General features: G+C 67.0%; 14 protein-coding genes and 4 pseudogenes. 10 read left to right on the top strand and 8 right to left on the bottom strand.

Annotated features, from left to right (window positions below):
* Nucleotides 1-332: 332 nt before the first annotated feature.
* Both FDZ84_RS07575 and FDZ84_RS07570 read right to left on the bottom strand, forming a co-directional pair.
* Nucleotides 333-542 (bottom strand): hypothetical protein, encoded by a 210-nt coding sequence (locus tag FDZ84_RS07575; RefSeq protein ID WP_168585315.1) that lies wholly within the window; start codon nt 540-542, stop codon nt 333-335.
* Nucleotides 530-1,282, bottom strand: coding sequence for an MBL fold metallo-hydrolase (locus tag FDZ84_RS07570; protein ID WP_168585314.1), 753 nt, complete (start codon nt 1,280-1,282; stop codon nt 530-532). The genes FDZ84_RS07575 and FDZ84_RS07570 overlap by 13 nt, the downstream gene beginning before the upstream one ends.
* A 424-nt stretch (nt 1,283-1,706) precedes the next feature.
* On the opposite strand from FDZ84_RS07570, the gene FDZ84_RS07565 reads away from it, so the two are divergent.
* Nucleotides 1,707-2,888, top strand: a complete 1,182-nt coding sequence (locus tag FDZ84_RS07565; RefSeq protein ID WP_168585313.1) for a macrolide family glycosyltransferase — start codon at nt 1,707-1,709, stop codon at nt 2,886-2,888.
* A gap of 70 nt (nt 2,889-2,958) precedes the next feature.
* On the opposite strand, the gene FDZ84_RS07560 is transcribed toward FDZ84_RS07565, so the two are convergent.
* Nucleotides 2,959-3,828, bottom strand: coding sequence for an amidohydrolase family protein (locus FDZ84_RS07560; protein WP_210435467.1), 870 nt, complete (start codon nt 3,826-3,828; stop codon nt 2,959-2,961).
* Between the two features lie 392 nt (nt 3,829-4,220).
* On the opposite strand from FDZ84_RS07560, the gene FDZ84_RS07555 reads away from it, so the two are divergent.
* The 6 genes and pseudogenes from FDZ84_RS07555 (at nt 4,221) to FDZ84_RS07530 (ending at nt 9,057) form a co-directional block, all read left to right on the top strand.
* Entirely contained in the window at nt 4,221-5,543 is a 1,323-nt protein-coding gene (locus FDZ84_RS07555; protein WP_168585311.1) for an L-fuconate dehydratase, read from the top strand.
* Nucleotides 5,543-6,299 (top strand): annotated as a pseudogene (locus tag FDZ84_RS07550) (SDR family NAD(P)-dependent oxidoreductase). The gene FDZ84_RS07555 and the pseudogene FDZ84_RS07550 overlap by 1 nt, the downstream one beginning before the upstream one ends.
* 12 nt (nt 6,300-6,311) lie before the next feature.
* Nucleotides 6,312-6,638, top strand: a complete 327-nt coding sequence (locus FDZ84_RS07545; protein WP_168585310.1) for an L-rhamnose mutarotase — start codon at nt 6,312-6,314, stop codon at nt 6,636-6,638.
* Nucleotides 6,635-7,654, top strand: coding sequence for an aldo/keto reductase (locus FDZ84_RS07540; RefSeq protein ID WP_168585309.1), 1,020 nt, complete (start codon nt 6,635-6,637; stop codon nt 7,652-7,654). Before FDZ84_RS07545 ends, FDZ84_RS07540 begins: the two co-directional genes overlap by 4 nt.
* A 79-nt stretch (nt 7,655-7,733) precedes the next feature.
* Nucleotides 7,734-8,567 carry an NAD(P)H-binding protein gene (locus FDZ84_RS07535; protein WP_168585308.1) on the top strand — a complete coding sequence of 278 codons (834 nt, stop codon included), beginning with the start codon at nt 7,734-7,736 and terminating at the stop codon, nt 8,565-8,567.
* Between the two features lie 262 nt (nt 8,568-8,829).
* Nucleotides 8,830-9,057: a hypothetical protein gene (locus FDZ84_RS07530; RefSeq protein ID WP_168585307.1), complete on the top strand. Its 228-nt coding sequence runs from the start codon at nt 8,830-8,832 to the stop codon at nt 9,055-9,057.
* Between the two features lie 292 nt (nt 9,058-9,349).
* Here the strand turns inward: FDZ84_RS07530 and FDZ84_RS07525 are convergent, their stop codons facing one another.
* Nucleotides 9,350-9,505 carry a hypothetical protein gene (locus FDZ84_RS07525; RefSeq protein ID WP_168585306.1) on the bottom strand — a complete coding sequence of 52 codons (156 nt, stop codon included), beginning with the start codon at nt 9,503-9,505 and terminating at the stop codon, nt 9,350-9,352.
* A 461-nt stretch (nt 9,506-9,966) separates the two neighbouring features.
* On the opposite strand from FDZ84_RS07525, the gene FDZ84_RS07520 reads away from it, so the two are divergent.
* Nucleotides 9,967-10,419, top strand: coding sequence for a L,D-transpeptidase (locus FDZ84_RS07520; protein ID WP_168585305.1), 453 nt, complete (start codon nt 9,967-9,969; stop codon nt 10,417-10,419).
* A 558-nt stretch (nt 10,420-10,977) separates the two neighbouring features.
* On the opposite strand, the pseudogene FDZ84_RS07515 reads toward FDZ84_RS07520, so the two are convergent.
* Together FDZ84_RS07515 and tnpA are read right to left on the bottom strand one after the other, a co-directional pair.
* A pseudogene (locus tag FDZ84_RS07515) lies at nt 10,978-11,351 on the bottom strand (hypothetical protein).
* 92 nt (nt 11,352-11,443) lie between these two features.
* A pseudogene (tnpA, locus tag FDZ84_RS07510) lies at nt 11,444-11,864 on the bottom strand (IS200/IS605 family transposase).
* 24 nt (nt 11,865-11,888) lie between these two features.
* Here tnpA and FDZ84_RS07505 point away from each other — a divergent pair.
* Entirely contained in the window at nt 11,889-13,091 is a 1,203-nt protein-coding gene (locus FDZ84_RS07505) for an RNA-guided endonuclease TnpB family protein (RefSeq protein WP_168585304.1), read from the top strand.
* A 265-nt stretch (nt 13,092-13,356) separates the two neighbouring features.
* A pseudogene (locus FDZ84_RS07500) lies at nt 13,357-13,695 on the top strand (DUF3558 family protein); the annotation flags it as partial.
* 264 nt (nt 13,696-13,959) lie between these two features.
* On the opposite strand, the gene glpK reads toward FDZ84_RS07500, so the two are convergent.
* Nucleotides 13,960-15,465: a glycerol kinase GlpK gene (gene glpK, locus FDZ84_RS07495; protein WP_168585303.1), complete on the bottom strand. Its 1,506-nt coding sequence runs from the start codon at nt 15,463-15,465 to the stop codon at nt 13,960-13,962.
* Nucleotides 15,466-15,498: 33 nt separating this feature from the next.
* The gene (locus tag FDZ84_RS07490; RefSeq protein ID WP_168585302.1) at nt 15,499-16,245 is read right to left on the bottom strand and encodes an MIP/aquaporin family protein; all 747 of its coding nucleotides are present in this window, start codon (nt 16,243-16,245) and stop codon (nt 15,499-15,501) included.
* Between the last annotated feature and the right edge of the window lie 157 nt (nt 16,246-16,402).

The raw sequence follows: 16,402 nt of genomic DNA, 5'->3' as shown, positions 1-16,402 counted from the left end.
CCCGGCCGAGCCCGAAGTAGTGGCGGAAGTTGTAGATCAGCGGGCTCCACTCCGCTGGGTCGACGTGGTGGGTGCCGGGAACCACGAGGCGTGGGTCGCAGCGCACCCGCAGCACCTGCGCCTCGATGATGCGGAAGTTCTCGGCGGCATCTGCCTGCACCCGAGTCGCCCGGGCCTCCAGCTGAACCGGGCACTCGGCGACGCGGGGCGGGCGCACCAGGTCGGAGGGCTCCGGGCGAAGTCCGGCGGCGCCGAACTTGTCCGGCTCGAAGCGGAACACGCCGCGCTTTTGGTCCGGAACCGGGTTCCGGCCAGTCAGGGGCGCCAGCTGCTCAACGGCGGACCACTGCTCGGGTGCCGGAAAGTTGATCATGCGCCCATGCGGACGACATGGGCGCGAGGTTGGCCGTGCCGTCCGAGTTCTCTGTCGACAACAGCACGACCGGCGTCCCGAAGTACAGGATGCTCGGCGCGATGGTCACGTGGTCGACCGCAGCACTGCTGTTGGTTCGGGCGTCGTTGCCGGGCGTCATGGTGTCCATGACCAGCAACTGTAGGGAGGTGTTGTTTCGGTGAAGGCCGAACTGTTGTGGGCGACGTCGTGAGTTTTTTGCGCCACTGCACGGAGTTCCGCACCGGCTTTGCTGCTGATCGGTTCCCCGTGGCCGAAGCAGGCGACCTCGGTGTCGAGTTCGGCGAGGCGGTGGAACGACTCGATGGTCCGCGCGCGATCCACGGTGAACGTGCCGAGCATCAGCTCGCCAACGTTGGCGATCGTGTCCCCAGTGAAGAGAATTCGGCTCTTTGACAAATAAACAGCGATGCTCCCATCGGTGTGCCCCGGGATGGAAATCACCCGCGCGCCGCCCGCGAAGTCCAGCACGTCCCCGTCGCCGAGTTCGTGGTCGACCGGGCAGGGCGGCGCAGGCGGGACGTTAGGGTTGATGCCCTCGAGCAGGGGGCGTTCCCAATCGAGCAGCACGGGCTCGGCCTTCTTCCGCTCGCCCCGGACGACGGGCGCGTCGGCGCCGTGGGCCAGCACCGGCGCACCGGTAGCGGCGCGGAGCTCGGCGGCGGAACCGACGTGGTCCTCGTGCCCGTGGGTGATGACGATCCGCTCCAGATCGATGCCCAGTTCGGTCAGCAGCCCCGTGATGGCCGAACCGGAACCGGCGATCCCGGTGTCGATGAGGGTCGCGGAGCGGACCTCGTGCCACAGGTAGGCCTGTCTGGTTTCGAGCCGCAGCATGTGGAGGTTCGGCGCGATCTCGATCACGTCCATGCCACCAACCTAAGCCGCGGTTCGGGCGGCGCTCGCCGTTTTCGTTGCGGGTGAACGTGTTCGCTGCGTGACCGGCCGCACAGCATGCGCGCCTTGGCGAAATGGACGCGACATCGGGCGGGCTGTCCGTTAGGCTCGAACGATGGCCCAATGGCAGCAGTTCTACCACTGATCAAGCCGCCGCGAACGCGGCGATGTTCAGGCGATTTCACCGTCTGACCCACGGCGCTTCGACGCGCATCCCGTTCCCAGGTCAGGGGATTCGTGCACACTCGTGAAAACCCCGGGCGCTGACTGCTGGTCTCCGGCTGTCCGCGTGCCGATGTTCTGCGACGAGTGGCTGATGCGGTCGTGCGCTGCGATCCGAGCTTACCTTTCGCGCTGCTCGCTGACCGAGGGCGCTTCTGATCAGGAGTAGAACCAGATGGCCAAGACGGCTCAGAACAGCTTCCGCACCAGGCCCGCGCACATCGCGTTCATGTCCATCCCGGCGCACGGACACGTCAACCCTGGACTGGGGTTGGTCACCGGTCTGGTGGAGCGCGGGCACCGCGTCACGTACGCCACGACCGATGACTTCGCGGCACAGGTCGAGGAGGCCGGTGCGACGCCGGTCCGCTACACCTCGACGTTGCCGGGGCCCTCGGCTGCCACGCAAGAGTGGCCGGAAGAAGAGGTCCCGGCCCTGACGATGTTCCTCGACGAGACCATGGCCGCAGTGCCGCAGCTCGAACGGGCGTACGCGGCGGACCGTCCGGATCTCATCGTGTACGACATCGCGGCCTTCCCCGCCCTCGTGCTGGCCGAGAAATGGCAGGTGCCCTGCATCCAGCTGTCTCCGACCCACGTCTACTTCGAAGGCATCGAGGAGACCTTTGGCATCGAACCGTCGCCCGAGTCCTCCGCGGTGCACGCCAGGTACGACGAGTACTTTGTCCGGCAGGGTGTCGAGGTGACCTTCCAGGACATGGGGAAGCCGCGCCGCGGCATCGTGACCATTCCCCGGACGTTCCAGTACGGGGAGCGAGTTTCAGACTCGTTCGACTTCGTCGGCCCGATGCTCACCGACCGGGCATTCCAGGGGGATTGGCAGGCCCCGGATTCTCGTCCGGTGCTGGTGATCTCGCTGGGCTCGGCCTACAACCACCAGTTGGAGTTCTACCGCAAATGCCTGCGGGCGTTCGCCGACCTCGACTGGCACGTGGTGATGTCGGTCGGGCGGTCCACGGACCCGGCGGAACTCGGTGAGCTCCCGCCGAATTTCGAGGTGCGGCAATGGATTCCACAGCTCCGGGTGCTGTCGCAGGCGAGCGCGTTCATCACGCACGCGGGCATGGGCGGCACTATGGAGGGCCTGTCCCACGGGGTGCCGCTGATCGCGGTTCCGCAGGCGACCGACCAGTTCATGAACGCGGCCCGGATCGAGGAACTTGACCTGGGCACCCGGCTGGACTGCGAGACGGTCACCCCGGAGCAGCTCCGGGAGGCCTTGGAGCAGATCACCACGAGTGAGGTGGTTCGGCTGCGGGTGAATGAAATGCGGCAGGAGATCCAGGAAGCCGGTGGCTTGCGGCGGGCCGTCGAAATCCTTGAATCCATGCTGTGACGACCGATGTCGAGGTGGGCTGCCGGGCAACCCCGGTGGCCCACCGTTCGGCAACGCGAAGCAACCACGGCTAGCGGAGGCGTTCGCTGGCGGCCGCAGCGAGCCGTCCGGCCTGCGCCACGTCCCCGATCAGCCTGCCGTGGCGCTTGACCACCCGGCCGGCGACCAGCACCGTGTCGACGTTGCCCGGGTGTGCCGCGAGCACGAGTGCTTCGGCGGATGCGTTGAGCAGCGAAAGGTTCACGTCATCGGCCCTCGGCAGTACGACGTCGGCTTCCTTGCCCGGCGTCAGCGAGCGGGTGCGGTCCGCCACGCCGCAGGCTGCTGCACCATGAGAGGTCGCCCAGCGCATAACCTCCCTTGTGGACAGTTTCCTTCCTGAGGGCGACGGTGCGCGCTTCGACCGCGATCCGCAGCTACGTGAACATGTCACCTGCTGCGGCAGTTCGCTGTCCACGCTGAGGATTGGTGCGAGGCCGGCGTGCAGCAGGCGTTCGATCGTCGGCAGGCCCAGCCCGGGCATGGTCAGCTCGATCTGCGACGCGATGGAGATGCTGACTCCGTGGTCGGCCGCGAGCTCGTGGTCGCCGCAACTCGAGACGTGCACGAAGGTGAGATCCGGCCGGAGCAGGCCCGCTTCGTCCGGCAGGGCTACGTAGTCGTTGCCGGAGACGTGCATGGTGATCGGGATCCCGAGCTCGCGCGCCATCCTGAAGTCTGCGGTGGTGACTTCAGGGACCGTGCTGCTTGGCCCGCGTGCGCCCATGGCCAGGGTGAGCAGGCCGTCGTCACCGGGTATCTTCTCCCGCAGTTGGCGCAGGTCGGCCGGATTCGGCTCGGTGCTGTTCGTCAGCCAGCAATCCGCATCGGTGTACGGCCAGCCGTGCGCGAAGACGGCTTGGATCCCGGTCGCGCAGCGCATCGAGGCCCGCATCGGCATGGGCAGGGGTGTTCTGGACGTGGGCACAGTCCACGAGGGTCGTCACGCTGCTGTCGAGTGCCTTCAAGGCTCCGGCAAGGTGCCCGCGTACCCGTCCGCCGGTCGAATCCGAGGCCCGATGCGGTGGAAAATCTCCCGAAGTAGTCTCGGAAACCCCAATCCGCGCCCCGATGCCGCACCACGGTCTGCCAGATGTGGCGATGGGTGTCCACGAACCCGGGCAGCACGAGCACGCCGGTCGCGTCGATGGTCGCCGCGCCGACCGTCGGCATGTCGGGACCGATTGCGATGATCCTGCGGATCAAAGTTGGAATTCGCGGTGGAGGTAGCTATACCTTAGGGACGCGCTCGTTGCCGGGAGGAGCGGACGTGCCTGAAGCGAGGTGGACGTGATGCCAGCGACGATCACCGGCCTGCGGACGTACGACATCCGGTTCCCCACCTCCCGCGAGCTGGACGGCTCGGACGCGATGAACCCGGACCCGGACTACTCGGCGTCCTACGTCGTGATCGGCACGGACTCGACCGACGGCCTGGAGGGGCACGGCTTCGCCTTCACCATCGGCCGCGGAAACGACGTGCAGACCGCGGCGATCAGGGCGCTGGAACCCGCACTGGTCGGTCGCGCCGTAAAGGAAACCCTGGACGACCTCGGCGGAATGTGGCGGGAGCTGGTGCACGACTCACAGCTGCGCTGGCTGGGGCCGGAAAAAGGCGTGGTGCACATGGCGATCGCGGCCGTGGTCAACGCCCTTTGGGAGCTGAAGGCCAACTGGGCGGGCAAGCCGTTGTGGCAGCTGCTCGCCGAGCTGGCGCCGGAGCAGCTGGCCGAGCTCGTCGACTTCCGATACCTCAGCGATGCACTGACACCGGGCGAGGCATTGGAGATCCTGCAGCGGGCCGAGCCGGGTCGGGCGGAGCGCGCGGCGCAGCTCCGGGACGGCGGCTACCCGGCGTACACCACGACTCCGGGCTGGCTCGGATATTCCGACGAGAAGTTGCGGCGTCTCTGCCGGGATGCGGTCAAGCAGGGGTTCCGGCAGGTGAAGCTAAAGGTCGGAGCGGACCTGGCGGACGACGTCCGGTGGCTGCGGATCGCCCGCGAGGCGGTCGGGCCGGACATCCGCATCGCGGTCGACGCCAACCAGCGCTGGGACGTGGGAACCGCGATCGACTGGATCCGTGAACTCGCCCCGTTCGACCCGTGGTGGGTGGAGGAACCGACCAGCCCGGACGACGTGCTGGGCCACGCCGCCATCGCGAAGGCGATCGCGCCGGTCCGGGTCGCCACCGGCGAGCACGTGGCGAACCGGGTCGTGTTCAAGCAGCTGTTGCAGGCGAACGCCCTGTCCTACCTGCAACTGGACGCCGCGCGCGTCGCCGGGGTCAACGAGAACGTGGCGATCCTGCTGCTTGCCGCGAAGTTCGGGGTGCCCGTGTGCCCGCACGCGGGCGGGGTCGGCCTGTGCGAGCTGGTGCAGCACCTGGCCATGTTCGACTTCGTCGCGGTGTCGGGATCCATGGACGACCGGGTCACCGAGTACGTCGACCACCTGCACGAGCACTTCGTCGACCCGGTGAGGCTCAGCGGCGGCAACTACCTGGCCCCGAGCCGCCCCGGGTTCTCCGCGCAGCTGCGACCGGAGGCGATGGTCGACTACGCATACCCCGACGGCACGGTTTGGAAGTCGATCGCCGGGGGGACCGTGGCCTAATGAGCGAATTCGCCGGTCAGACCGCCGTCGTCACCGGAGGTGGTTCGGGTTCGGGTATCGGCTTGGCGGTGGTCACCGAGCTCGCCGCACGCGGCGCCGCGGTCGCAGCCCTCGACCTCGACCCGTCCGGCGTGCCGGCGGACGTGCTCGGACTGCGCTGCGACGTGGTCGACGAGGAGTCGGTGTCCGCGGCGGTCGAGCAGGTCGCGCATCGGCTCGGCGGTGTGGACGTCCTGGTCAACAACGCTGGGATCGGTGCGCAGGGCACGGTCGAGACCAACCACTACGACGAGTGGCGCCGGGTCTTCGACGTCAACGTCCTGGGCATCGTGCGCACGACCCGAGCGTGCCTGCCGCATCTGCGCGAGTCGTCGGCCGCGGCGATCGTGAACACCTGCTCGATCGCGGCCACGGCGGGGCTGCCCAACCGGGCGCTCTACAGCGCGAGCAAAGGCGCGGTGCTGTCGCTGACCTTGGCGATGGCCGCCGACCACGTGTCGGAGGAAATCCGCGTCAACTGCGTCAACCCGGGTACCGTCGATACGCCCTGGGTGCGCCGGCTGCTCGCGGCCGCCGACGATCCGGACGCGGGAACTGCGTGCGCTGCAGGCCCGCCAGCCCACCGGGCGGCTCGTGTCGGTGGCCGAAGTCGCCGCGGCCGTCGCCTACCTGGCCGGTCCGGCGGCCGGGTCCACCACCGGCACGGCGCTCGCGGTGGACGGCGGGATGCAGGGCCTGCGCCTGCGGAAGAACTGAAGGGACCTGGAGATGCAGCGAATTGCCTTGCACACCAAGCTCAAACCCGGCAAGGAAGCCGAGTACGAGCGGGTGCACGCGGTTATCCCGGCCGAACTCGACGCGGCGCTGCGAGCTGCGGGCGTGCACAGCTGGCGGATCTGGCGCGACGGCCAAGACCTCTTCCACGTGGTGGAGGTTGAGGACTACCGGGCGATGCGGCGTGCCTTGCGCGACCACCCCGTGAATGTCGCCTGGCAGGCCACGATGTCCGAGCTCCTGGCCGTCGAGGACGACTACTCGGGCGCGGACACCGGGTTGAAGCAGGTGTGGGAGTTACCCAGAAGCCACGGCGCATGAAGTCGGATCGGCTGGGTGGGTCCGAGGTTTCGGTCTCGGCGCTGGGGTTCGGGGGCTCCGTGATCGGCAACCTGTACCGCGCGGTGGACGAAGACACCGCGCTCGGTGCGGTAGATGCGGCGTGGGGCGCAGGAATCCGTTACTTCGACACTGCTCCGCACTACGGGCTGGGACTGGCCGAGCGTCGGCTCGGCCGAGCCCTCACCGGGCGCCCGAGGGACGAGTTCGCCGTGTCCACCAAGGTCGGCAGGCTGCTGGTGCCCGATCCGCGAGGCGCGGGGATGCAGGACGACGCGGGTTTCGAGGTTCCCGCCGATCACCGGAGGGTTTGGGACTTCAGCGCCGACGGGGTGCGGCGCTCGTTGGATGACAGCCTGCGGCGGCTCGGCCTGGACCGCATCGACTTGGTGCTGATCCACGACCCGGACGACCACTGGGCGCAGGCCGTCAGCGAGGCGTACCCGGCCTTGCACGAGCTGCGGGCCCAGGGCGTGATCGGCGCGATCGGGGTCGGCATGAACCAGTGGCAGATGCTGGAGCGGTTCGTGGCGGAAACCGATGTGGACGCGGTGCTGCTCGCGGGCCGGTACACCTTGCTCGAACAGTCCGCAGTGGACAGCATGTTGCCGGCGTGCCTCCGGCGCAACGTGTCGGTCCTCGCCGCCGGCGTCTTCAACGGCGGTGTGCTGGCCACCGACGAGCTGGGGCCGGAAGCCATGTACGACTACGCCCCGGCCGCGCCGGAACTGCGAGCGCGCGTGGCCCGGATGGCAGAGGTGATCCACCGCCACGGCGCGAGCGTCCCGCAGGTTGCGATTGCCTTCGCCGCCGAACATCCTGCGGTCGTGAGTGTCGTGGTGGGGGCCCGGTCGGCCGCGGAGGTCCGGGGCAACGCCGAACTGTTCGATCGACCGGTGCCGGCGGAGTTGTGGGGCGACCTGATCGCAGCAGGACTGCTCCGGCCAGGCTTGCCACTACCCACCGGATATCGGGCTCGAAGCCGACATCGGGGATGAACCGCTCGTTCGATTGACTTCGAGTGCGCTGGAGGTCCTAGCGTGAATGTGATCATCCAGTGAGCCGAGGGGATTCTCCATGACCGTGTTGGTGAGCGGCGCGACCGGCAACGTAGGGCGTCGTGTGGTCGATCGTCTGCTGGCGGCCGGAGCGCCGGTGCGCGCGCTGACCAGGCGGCCGGAAACTGCGGGGCTGCCAGGCGGTGTCGAGGTCGTCGGTGGCGGCCTCACCGAGCCGGATGTGCTGGCGAATGCGCTCGCCGGCGTCGACCGCGTCTTCCTGTTCCCGGTGCCCGAAGGCGTCGGGACGTTCGTCGAGCAGGCGAAGTCGGCCGGCGTCCGACGTATCGTGCTGTTGTCCTCGAAGGCGGTGGAGTCCGCCGGCAACAACCCGATCGGCGAGCGGCACCGCGTGCTCGAAGAGGCGGTGGCGGCGGGCGGCTTCGAGTGGACCTACCTCCGGCCCGGCCCGTTCTCGACGAACTCCTTGGCCTGGGCCGAATCGATCCGCGCCGAAGGCGTCGTCCGCGAGCCGTACGCCGAAGCGCGGCAGACGCCGATTCACGAGGACGACATAGCGGCAGTGGCGGTGACCGCCTTGCTGGAGGAGGGGCACTCCGGGGTGGCCTATCCGCTGAGCGGGCCGGAATCCATCACGGTGGGCGAGCAGGTGCAGGCGATCGGCGCCGCGATCGGCCGGGAGATCAAGCTTGAGGAGGAGACTCCTGAGCAAACCCGCGCCCGCTGGGTCGCCGACGGCGTTCCGGCGGGCGTCGCAGACACGCTGCTCTCCTACCGGCAGCAGAGCGCGCAGAACCCGGAGGTACCGGCGCGGACGGTCGAGCAGGTGACCGGGCGTCCCGCACGCACCTTCACCCAGTGGGCCGTCGACCACGCCGACGACTTCCGTTGATACTGTCCGGAAAACCGGTCGCCGACGTTGCCCGAGACCCCTTAATCTCGGGCCATGGCGATTGTTTCGGTGCTTTACCACCCCGGTGAGCGACTGCCGGATCCCGGTCTTCCGCTGCCGCCCGACCTCACGGTAGTGGAGCTGCCGCTGCCCCACGGCGACGTGTGGCAGCGCCTCGGCGTGCTGTACCCGGCCGTCGCGGACGAGGTAGCTCGTGCCGTCGACCGAGGTGCGGTTCCGACCGTGGTGTCCCGGGGACTGCATGGATTCTCTCGCCGTGCTCGCCGGGCTGCAGCGGATGGGGACCGATGTGCCGATCGTCTGGTTCGACGCGCAGGGCGACGTGCAGATCCTGGAGACCACGGAATCCGGTTACGTGGGCGGAATGCCGGTGCGGATCGCGGTCGGCCACCGCCCCGAGCTGATCGCGGACCGGCTCGGGCTCCGCCCACTGCCGGAGAGCCGTGCACCGCACCTGGCACCCCGATGAGCACAACGGCTAAGCCAGATCAAGAGTGCTGGCTGACCTGCTGGCGGCGAGCAACGCGCCGCGCTAGTCGATCTGCCGGGACAGCAACGATTTCGTCCGGCGCGACCAACGATGCCCGGCCACGTCCGGTGATCTTGGAGACCGATCGCCGGACTTCCCGAAGCCGGAAATGCCAAACCGCCATGCCGCGACGAGTCGCCCCTCGACCGGCGCGCGGCGGTGCCATGAGCCGGGTGGTGCGATTCGGCAGGCACCACCCGGCCACAACGTCCAAGCCGAGGTGCTCGGCGGCTCAGCCCTTTTGGGTGACCACCACGAGATGAGTGGTGTCATGGCTGGCATCCAGCGCGAAGACGCCGACTCCGCCGACCACCGCGTCCGGGATCCGGGTGCCCACGGGCAGCGGCTTGCAGCTACTTTCCCGGTCTTCATCCCACTCGCTTTCCACGCGCGCCGATCCGGGCGGAGCCCGAACAAGCCGGCCTCGCCTCGAATCGGACAAATCGTCAGAATCCGGAAGGTTCAAGCCGACCGTGGGCCTGGGGCTGAGTTGATCAAGCCCGAATGTGCCCTGCTTGGCTTGATCAACGAAAAGTGGCGCCGTTCGGTTTCGTCGATTCGAGAACGGTTTGAGCCAAGGTGCTCGTGGGGGAGCGAACGCGGCTTGGTCACGTCGGGTGCGCGGCCGCGTACTGTGCGAATCGCCGCCGTGCAAGTATTGGGAGTGACGTTGGTCACTCGGGGTCGATTCGATGTTTTTCCCAGTGCATAAAGGCAATCGAGCGAAACCGCATGTTCCCCCTTGGGGTGCCCGCTCGGGCGTGGCGCGACCCGTTCGCGGATCGGACGCTGCATCGGCGTGTGGCATCGTCGGGGACCCAAAGCGATGCGCGAAGGCATGAGGAGAAGATGGGCATCAGGAAAGCGCAGGCGCTCACCGTGGCGGCCCTGGTCGCCAGCGGTGTGCTCGCGGGCGGAGTCGTCACCGCGCAGGCCACGGGCGGCAGTCCGAGTCCGTGCCGGGCGAGCGCCAAGGCGTGCGTGAGCCTGTCGACTAAGCAGGCCTGGCTCCAGAGCAACGGGACCACCAGCTATGGCCCGGTCCCGATCACCAGTGGCAAGCCAGGATCGGAGACCCCGACCGGTGTCTTCCGGGTGCAGTGGAAGGACGCCGACCACCGCAGCAGCGAGTTCAACAATGCGCCGATGCCGAATTCGGTGTTCTTCACCAACACCGGCGTCGCCTTCCACGAGGGAAGCCTGCGAGCCCAGTCCAACGGCTGCGTGCACCTGTCCACGACGGCAGCGAAGCGGTTCTTCGACACCCTGAACCCAGGCGACGAGGTCCAGGTCGTCCCCTGACGCCGAACGGAGCAAGGCGTATCGGCGGCGCGAGTCGTGATGTAGCCAGGCGGTTCGTCCGTGGCACGGGTGCGGCCGGTCGATGCGGGCTCTCGTTCGCCCGAAGGGGTGGCATATGCCAATCGGTATTTGCCTGAAACGGTGTTGTGTTTAGGGTGGACGCACGCGAGTGACGTTCGCGTCCGAAACCCAGTCGCCGATTTCGCAGGTCGATGGCTGGTCCATGGGCTGCGGCGTTTGGTCAGCACCCTAGGTTGGCCAGACGCCGCAGCTCTCCGGGTGCGGAACTCGTCAACGTCGAGCAGTTCGCAGATGTGGCCGTCGAGGCGCGGGGCTGGTCGGCCGGTGCCGCTGGTCTTCCCCAGGAACACCGACCGTGAAACGCGGCGCAACCCCTCGAGAATGCGAGTTGCGCCGCCTGCCGGTCGATAACGATGTCCAGTGTGGACGGATGTTTCACTCGACCCTGCCGAAAGACTGGTTTTCCGAAGGGCCTACCCAGAGCGCCCGCCCGGCAGGTGTTGCCGGGCGGGCGCTCGATACGTTCGGAACTGGTCGTTAGTCGGAGCGCGACGCGACGTCTTGCTCGATGCGCTCGAAGATGTCGGAGTCGGTGTCCCCTGCCATTCAGGCATGGCTTCCCAGTCAGCCATGTACGCGGGCTTGGGGGCGTCGAAGGGTTTGAAGATCTGCCCGATCCAGCACAGCGCCACGAATCGCCCCTTTTGCTCGCGGGCGAGCTTGGCCGTGTTGCCCTCAGTCGCGAGGATGGAATCATGCACCTGTTGGTACACGGCTGCCGCGCTGGCCCGCTCCCAAAGGGGCGTGTCCTTCCACGGGGCGATGTAGCCGGGCTTCGGCTCGTCGGGGTAGTAGGTGTTCACCCCGGCGATCCACGCCTCGCGGAAGATCCGTCCCTGCTCGTCCGACACTGAATCGCTCCTCGCCGAAGGGAACGTAGCGCGGATGCCCCGTCTTTTAGGGCGGGGAGGAAGCGCATCAATTCCGTGCTTAAGCCGACCACTCAGGCAGCGGGGCGGGTTTGCCGTTCGATGTACTGGCGCACCACGGAAATCGGTGCGTCTCCGACCGACCCGGCAAAGTAGGAGCCCGACCACAACCGGACACCTCTCCAGTAAGCGAACCGCAGGTCTTCGTACTCCTTACGCAACAGCCGGGAGGATACCCCCTTTGAGGGAGTTGACCAGTTTCGACACCGCGACCTTGGGTGGGAAGCTGACCAGCAGATGCACGTGGTTGGCTTCGCCGTTGAACTCTTCCAGTTCGGTTTCGAAGTCGCCGCATACCTCCCGCATGATTTTTTCCATGCGGGTCAGGTGTGCGTCGGTGAACACGGGGTGCCGGTACTTCGTGACGAAAACCAAGTGAGCATGCATGCGGAAAACTACGTGTCTTCCTGTACGGAACTCGCTGTCGATGGCCATAAACCCAATGCTACGGTGATCCATATGGCAGCAACAGTGAAGACCGAGGATGCCGGGCACGCCCGGTACACCTATCGGCTTCGTTTGTCGCTGACCTCCCGGCATGCGCTGCTGGCCGAGTGGGATCGGTGCCGGTGGGTATGGAACCAGTGCGTGGCCACCTCCCGTCAGGCGTACCGTGCGGGCGAGAAATGCGGTCCCGCGCACCTGTGCAAGCTGCTGACCGGATGGCGGAGTGAACACGACTGGCTGAGTGCCGGCGGTTCGGTTCCGCAGCAGCGGATCATCCGTGACTTCGCCAAGTCCCGCGCCAAGGCGTTGAAGGACGTCAAGGCCCGGTTGCCGATGCGGCAGCGGGCGGGCATGCCGAAGTTCAAGAAAAAGGCGCTCGCGCGTCCGAGCTTGAACTACACGCGGCGCGGGTACCGGATCACCGACGGTCGCCTGCACCTGGCGGGTGGCATCGTGTGCGCGGTGGTGTGGTCCCGCGAGCTTCCCTGCGCGCCGTCGTCGGTGCGTGTGTACCAGGACGCCCAAGGGCACTGGTATTGCTCGTTCGTGGTCGCGACCGAGGTACGGTCGTTGCCGGAAACCGGTCAGGTGATCGGCATCGACTGGGGTGTGACCGAGACCGCTACGACCACATCCGAAGCGCACGATCTTCCGCATGCCGAGCACGGCAAGCGTGCGGCGGTGAAGCTGGCCCGCTATCAGCGGATGATGGCCTGGCGTCGGCCGGCGAAGGGCAAGCCCGCTTCAAAGGGATACCGCAAAGCCCAACGCCGGGCCGCGAAAGCGCACGCGAAGGTCGCCCGCCAGCGTCAGGACACGGCCCGTAAATGGGCCTTGCGCGTGGCGAGGGACCACGATGCGATCGCGGTGGAGGACTTCCGCCCGAAATTTCTCGCGAAGACCACGATGGCCAGGAAAGCGGCTGATGCTGCGATCTCGGCCACGAAAAACGAACTGATCATGATGGGGCGCAAGCACGGACGCCTGGTGATGCTTGTCGATCCGAAGCACTCGACAATGGACTGTGGACAGTGCGGGGCGAGAACCAAGCACGCGCTGCCGCTGTCGGAACGAACCTATACCTGTACCGCGTGCGGGCACGTCTGTCCGAGAGACAAGAACTCCGCGCGTGTGATGCTGGTCCGGGCTGGGCTGTACCCGGCTGGTGTTGAGGGCGCAAGACCTCCCGAGGCGCTGCCTCGGGAGGCTGCCTGAGCCAGGAATCCCCACTACGCCTGGAGACGAGGGACGAAGAATCCCCCGCCTTCAGGCGGGGGAGCAGTCAAAAGATCCTTGATCTGCGAATCCAGGCAGCGCACGTGTCGCTCGCCGAGGTACGACACCAGGCGCACTCGCAGGCCTCCGAGCTTGCGGCCAACGTATCCGGCCGATGCCGTCTGTCGGGCGCTGTCCACTGCCGCGGCACCGCTCATGACGAGTTGGTCGACATCGCCGCGTTGGTACCGTCGGTGTCGGAGGGCAGGGCGAGAAAGTCGAGCAGCTCAAGTTCGAGCCGGGTTGCTCGTATGAGGGGGAGGACAGGCTCGTCACCCTGTACAAGAACGAGCAGGAGACCGTCGACAAGTACCAGACCGACGGCAAGTGGGACAGCTACGAAAAGTTCAACCTCAACGGGCGCAACGCTGCCCACGGCGTCGCGGTGGGATCTTCCGGTCGCGGTATCTGCTCTGTACTGGTCGACGCAGGCGGTGGCGTCGTTCAGATCAAGGTCAGCGGAATCACGAAGAACGACGTTCCTGACCCCTGCGGAGAAGCTGAAAAGGTTGCTCGACAGGTTGAATCGAGGCTTCCCCAGTAGCGGCTTCTGGACCCGCTGAACGGCTCGCCGTTGCGGAATAGCAAGCCAACAGTCAAGAATCCGAGCCTGCTCAGATCATTGCGCGGGGTCTGATCGGCGAGTGGGACACGCTCCCGGTGACACGGCGGCGTGACCTGCTTTCGCGACTGGTTCGCAAGGTGCAGATCACGCCGCCGCAACGACGCTGTGGGCCAGCAGGGATCGCCATGATCCCTGTCTGGGAGCCCGAAACGCCTGTCGTAGATTCACTGCAACAGTAGGTCTTTAGGACACCCAGTCGAAGGTCTTCGTAACAGCTTTCTGCCACTGGTGGTACTGCTTTTCGCGAAGCTCCTTCGGCATCTGCGGGTCCCACTGCTTGTCCTTGGCCCAGTTCGAGCGGATGTCCTCCTCGCTGGTCCAGAAACCGACCGCGAGGCCCGCCGCGTAGGCCGCGCCGAGCGCGGTGGTCTCGGCGACCACCGGGCGGATTACCGGGACGCCGAGGATGTCGGCCTGGAACTGCATCAGCAGCTCGTTGACCACCATGCCGCCGTCCACCTTCAGCGACTTCAACGGCACGCCGGAGTCGGCGTTCATGGCCTCGATCACCTCGCGGGTCTGGAACGCCGTGGCCTCCAGCACCGCGCGGGCCAGGTGGCCGCGGTTGACGTACCGGGTCAGGCCGACGATCGCGCCGCGCGCGTCGGAGCGCCAGTGCGGGGCGAACAACCCGGAGAACGCGGGCACGAAGTACGCGCCACCGTTGTCGTCGACGCTGCGGGCGAGCTGTTCGATCTCCGGGGCGGTGGCGATGATGCCGAGGTTGTCCCGCAGCCACTGCACCAGCGACCCGGTGACCGCGATGGAACCCTCCAGGCAGTACACCGTGTCGTTGCTGCCGATCTTGTAGCCGACCGTGGTCAACAGCCCGTTCTGGCTGATCACCCGCTCGGTCCCGGTGTTGAGCAGCACGAAGTTGCCGGTGCCGTAGGTGTTCTTGGCCTCACCGGGCGACAGGCAGGCCTGCCCGAAGGTGGCGGCCTGCTGGTCGCCGAGGATGCCGGCGATCGGGATTCCCGCGAACACACCGCGTTCCCGGAACGTCCCGTACACCTCCGACGAGGACCGGATCTCCGGCAGCATCGCCGTCGGCACCCCGATCTCGGCGCAGATGCCGGCGTCCCATTCGAGCCGCTCCAGGTCCATCAGCAACGTTCGGGAGGCGTTCGTCGGGTCGGTGATGTGCAGGCCGCCGTCCGGGCCACCGGTGCTGTTCCACAGCACCCAGGTGTCCATGTTGCCGAACAGCAGCTCGCCCTTCTCGGCGCGCTTCCGGGCACCGTCCACATTGTCCAGGATCCACTTCACCTTGGGGCCGGAGAAGTAGGTCGCCAGCGGCAGGCCGGTCTTGCTCTGGTACCGGTTCTGGCCGCCTTCGCCGGACGCCAGCGAGTTGACGATCTCGTCGGTGCGGGTGTCCTGCCAGACGATCGCGTTGTAGACCGGCTTGCCGGTCGCCTTCTCCCAAACCACGGTGGTTTCCCGCTGGTTGGTGATGCCGCAGGCCGCGATGTCCGAGGACACCAGGTCGGCCTTGGCCAGCGCGCTCGCGCAGACCTGCCGGGTGTTCTGCCAGATCTCGTTCGGGTCGTGCTCGACCCAGCCGGCTTTGGGGAAGATCTGCCGGTGCTCCATCTGGTCGACGGTCACGACTCGGCCGGAGTGGTCGAAGATCATGCACCGCGTCGACGTGGTTCCCTGATCGATGGCGGCGACGTACGAGGCCATTTTCGTCTTACCTTCCTTCAGTGGAGTGTTGGGTCAGCTGATGGGCAGTGCCAGCGCCAGCAGGCCGGCCAGCACGCCACCGATGACCGGGCCGGCGATCGGAATCCAGGAGTAGCCCCAGCCGACGGAGCCCTTGCGGCGGATCGGCAGCATCGCGTAGGCGATGCGCGGCCCGAGGTCGCGTGCGGGGTTGATGGCGTACCCGGTCGGTCCGCCGAGCGAGTTTCCGATGCCGATTACGATGAAGGCGACCGCGGCGTAACCGAGCGCCGCGTTGCCGAACGACGGCACGCCGGGCGTTTCGCCGACACCCGCCTGCGGGCTGAGGATGATCCAGAAGACCAGCACGAACGTGCCGATGATCTCGGTGATCAGGTTCCACGGCGCGTTCGGCACCGTCGGGCTGGTGGCGAAGACGCCGAGGGTGTTCGCCGGGTCGTCGTGGGTGTCGAACTGCAGCTTGTAGGCGGCCCAGCAGAGAATCGCGCCCAGCGTGCCACCGACGAGCTGCGCGATGATGTAGACGGGAACTTCCGGCCACGGGACTTGGCCGTTGACCGCGAGCCCGAGCGTCACCGCCGGGTTGATGTGCGCGTTGGACGGTGCCGCAACGCTGGCGCCGGCGAAAACCGCGAAACCCCAACCGAAGTTGACGAGCAGGAAACCGCCTTCGTAGCCACGGTTCTTGCGCAGCACGGTGTTCGCAACGACGCCGCAACCTAACAGGGTGAGTATTGCCGTCCCCATCATCTCCCAGAGGAAGATCTCACCAAGACTCATTCTGCCGTTCCCCTCTTAATGCCGCCGTGGGCACAGGCGGGTTTTGTGACTGTCCGAGATGGAGTGAGTCGGGACGGTACTGCCGCATAGCAACACGTGTCCATGCATGCCGCCACTCGTAGGCAACAGGTTGGTCTGTACCGCCTAGTCGTGCGTA

The sequence above is a fragment of the Saccharopolyspora sp. ASAGF58 genome (assembly GCF_012277335.1).
GTDB lineage: Bacteria > Actinomycetota > Actinomycetes > Mycobacteriales > Pseudonocardiaceae > Saccharopolyspora > Saccharopolyspora hattusasensis.
This window is presented reverse-complemented; position numbering and strand designations above follow the sequence as displayed.

What these genes read in the sequence shown, in the direction of transcription:
- FDZ84_RS07545 (WP_168585310.1), top strand. Translation starts at nt 6,312, where the DNA reads ATGCAGCGAATTGCCTTGCACACCAAGCTCAAACCCGGCAAGGAAGCC.
- FDZ84_RS07575 (WP_168585315.1), bottom strand. Translation starts at nt 542, where the DNA reads ATGGACACCATGACGCCCGGCAACGACGCCCGAACCAACAGCAGTGCT.
- FDZ84_RS07490 (WP_168585302.1), bottom strand. Translation starts at nt 16,245, where the DNA reads ATGAGTCTTGGTGAGATCTTCCTCTGGGAGATGATGGGGACGGCAATA.
- FDZ84_RS07560 (WP_210435467.1), bottom strand. Translation starts at nt 3,828, where the DNA reads ATGCCGATGCGGGCCTCGATGCGCTGCGCGACCGGGATCCAAGCCGTC.
- FDZ84_RS07535 (WP_168585308.1), top strand. Translation starts at nt 7,734, where the DNA reads ATGACCGTGTTGGTGAGCGGCGCGACCGGCAACGTAGGGCGTCGTGTG.
- FDZ84_RS07565 (WP_168585313.1), top strand. Translation starts at nt 1,707, where the DNA reads ATGGCCAAGACGGCTCAGAACAGCTTCCGCACCAGGCCCGCGCACATC.
- FDZ84_RS07505 (WP_168585304.1), top strand. Translation starts at nt 11,889, where the DNA reads ATGGCAGCAACAGTGAAGACCGAGGATGCCGGGCACGCCCGGTACACC.
- FDZ84_RS07555 (WP_168585311.1), top strand. Translation starts at nt 4,221, where the DNA reads ATGCCAGCGACGATCACCGGCCTGCGGACGTACGACATCCGGTTCCCC.
- FDZ84_RS07530 (WP_168585307.1), top strand. Translation starts at nt 8,830, where the DNA reads ATGGATTCTCTCGCCGTGCTCGCCGGGCTGCAGCGGATGGGGACCGAT.
- glpK (WP_168585303.1), bottom strand. Translation starts at nt 15,465, where the DNA reads ATGGCCTCGTACGTCGCCGCCATCGATCAGGGAACCACGTCGACGCGG.
- FDZ84_RS07570 (WP_168585314.1), bottom strand. Translation starts at nt 1,282, where the DNA reads ATGGACGTGATCGAGATCGCGCCGAACCTCCACATGCTGCGGCTCGAA.
- FDZ84_RS07520 (WP_168585305.1), top strand. Translation starts at nt 9,967, where the DNA reads ATGGGCATCAGGAAAGCGCAGGCGCTCACCGTGGCGGCCCTGGTCGCC.
- FDZ84_RS07540 (WP_168585309.1), top strand. Translation starts at nt 6,635, where the DNA reads ATGAAGTCGGATCGGCTGGGTGGGTCCGAGGTTTCGGTCTCGGCGCTG.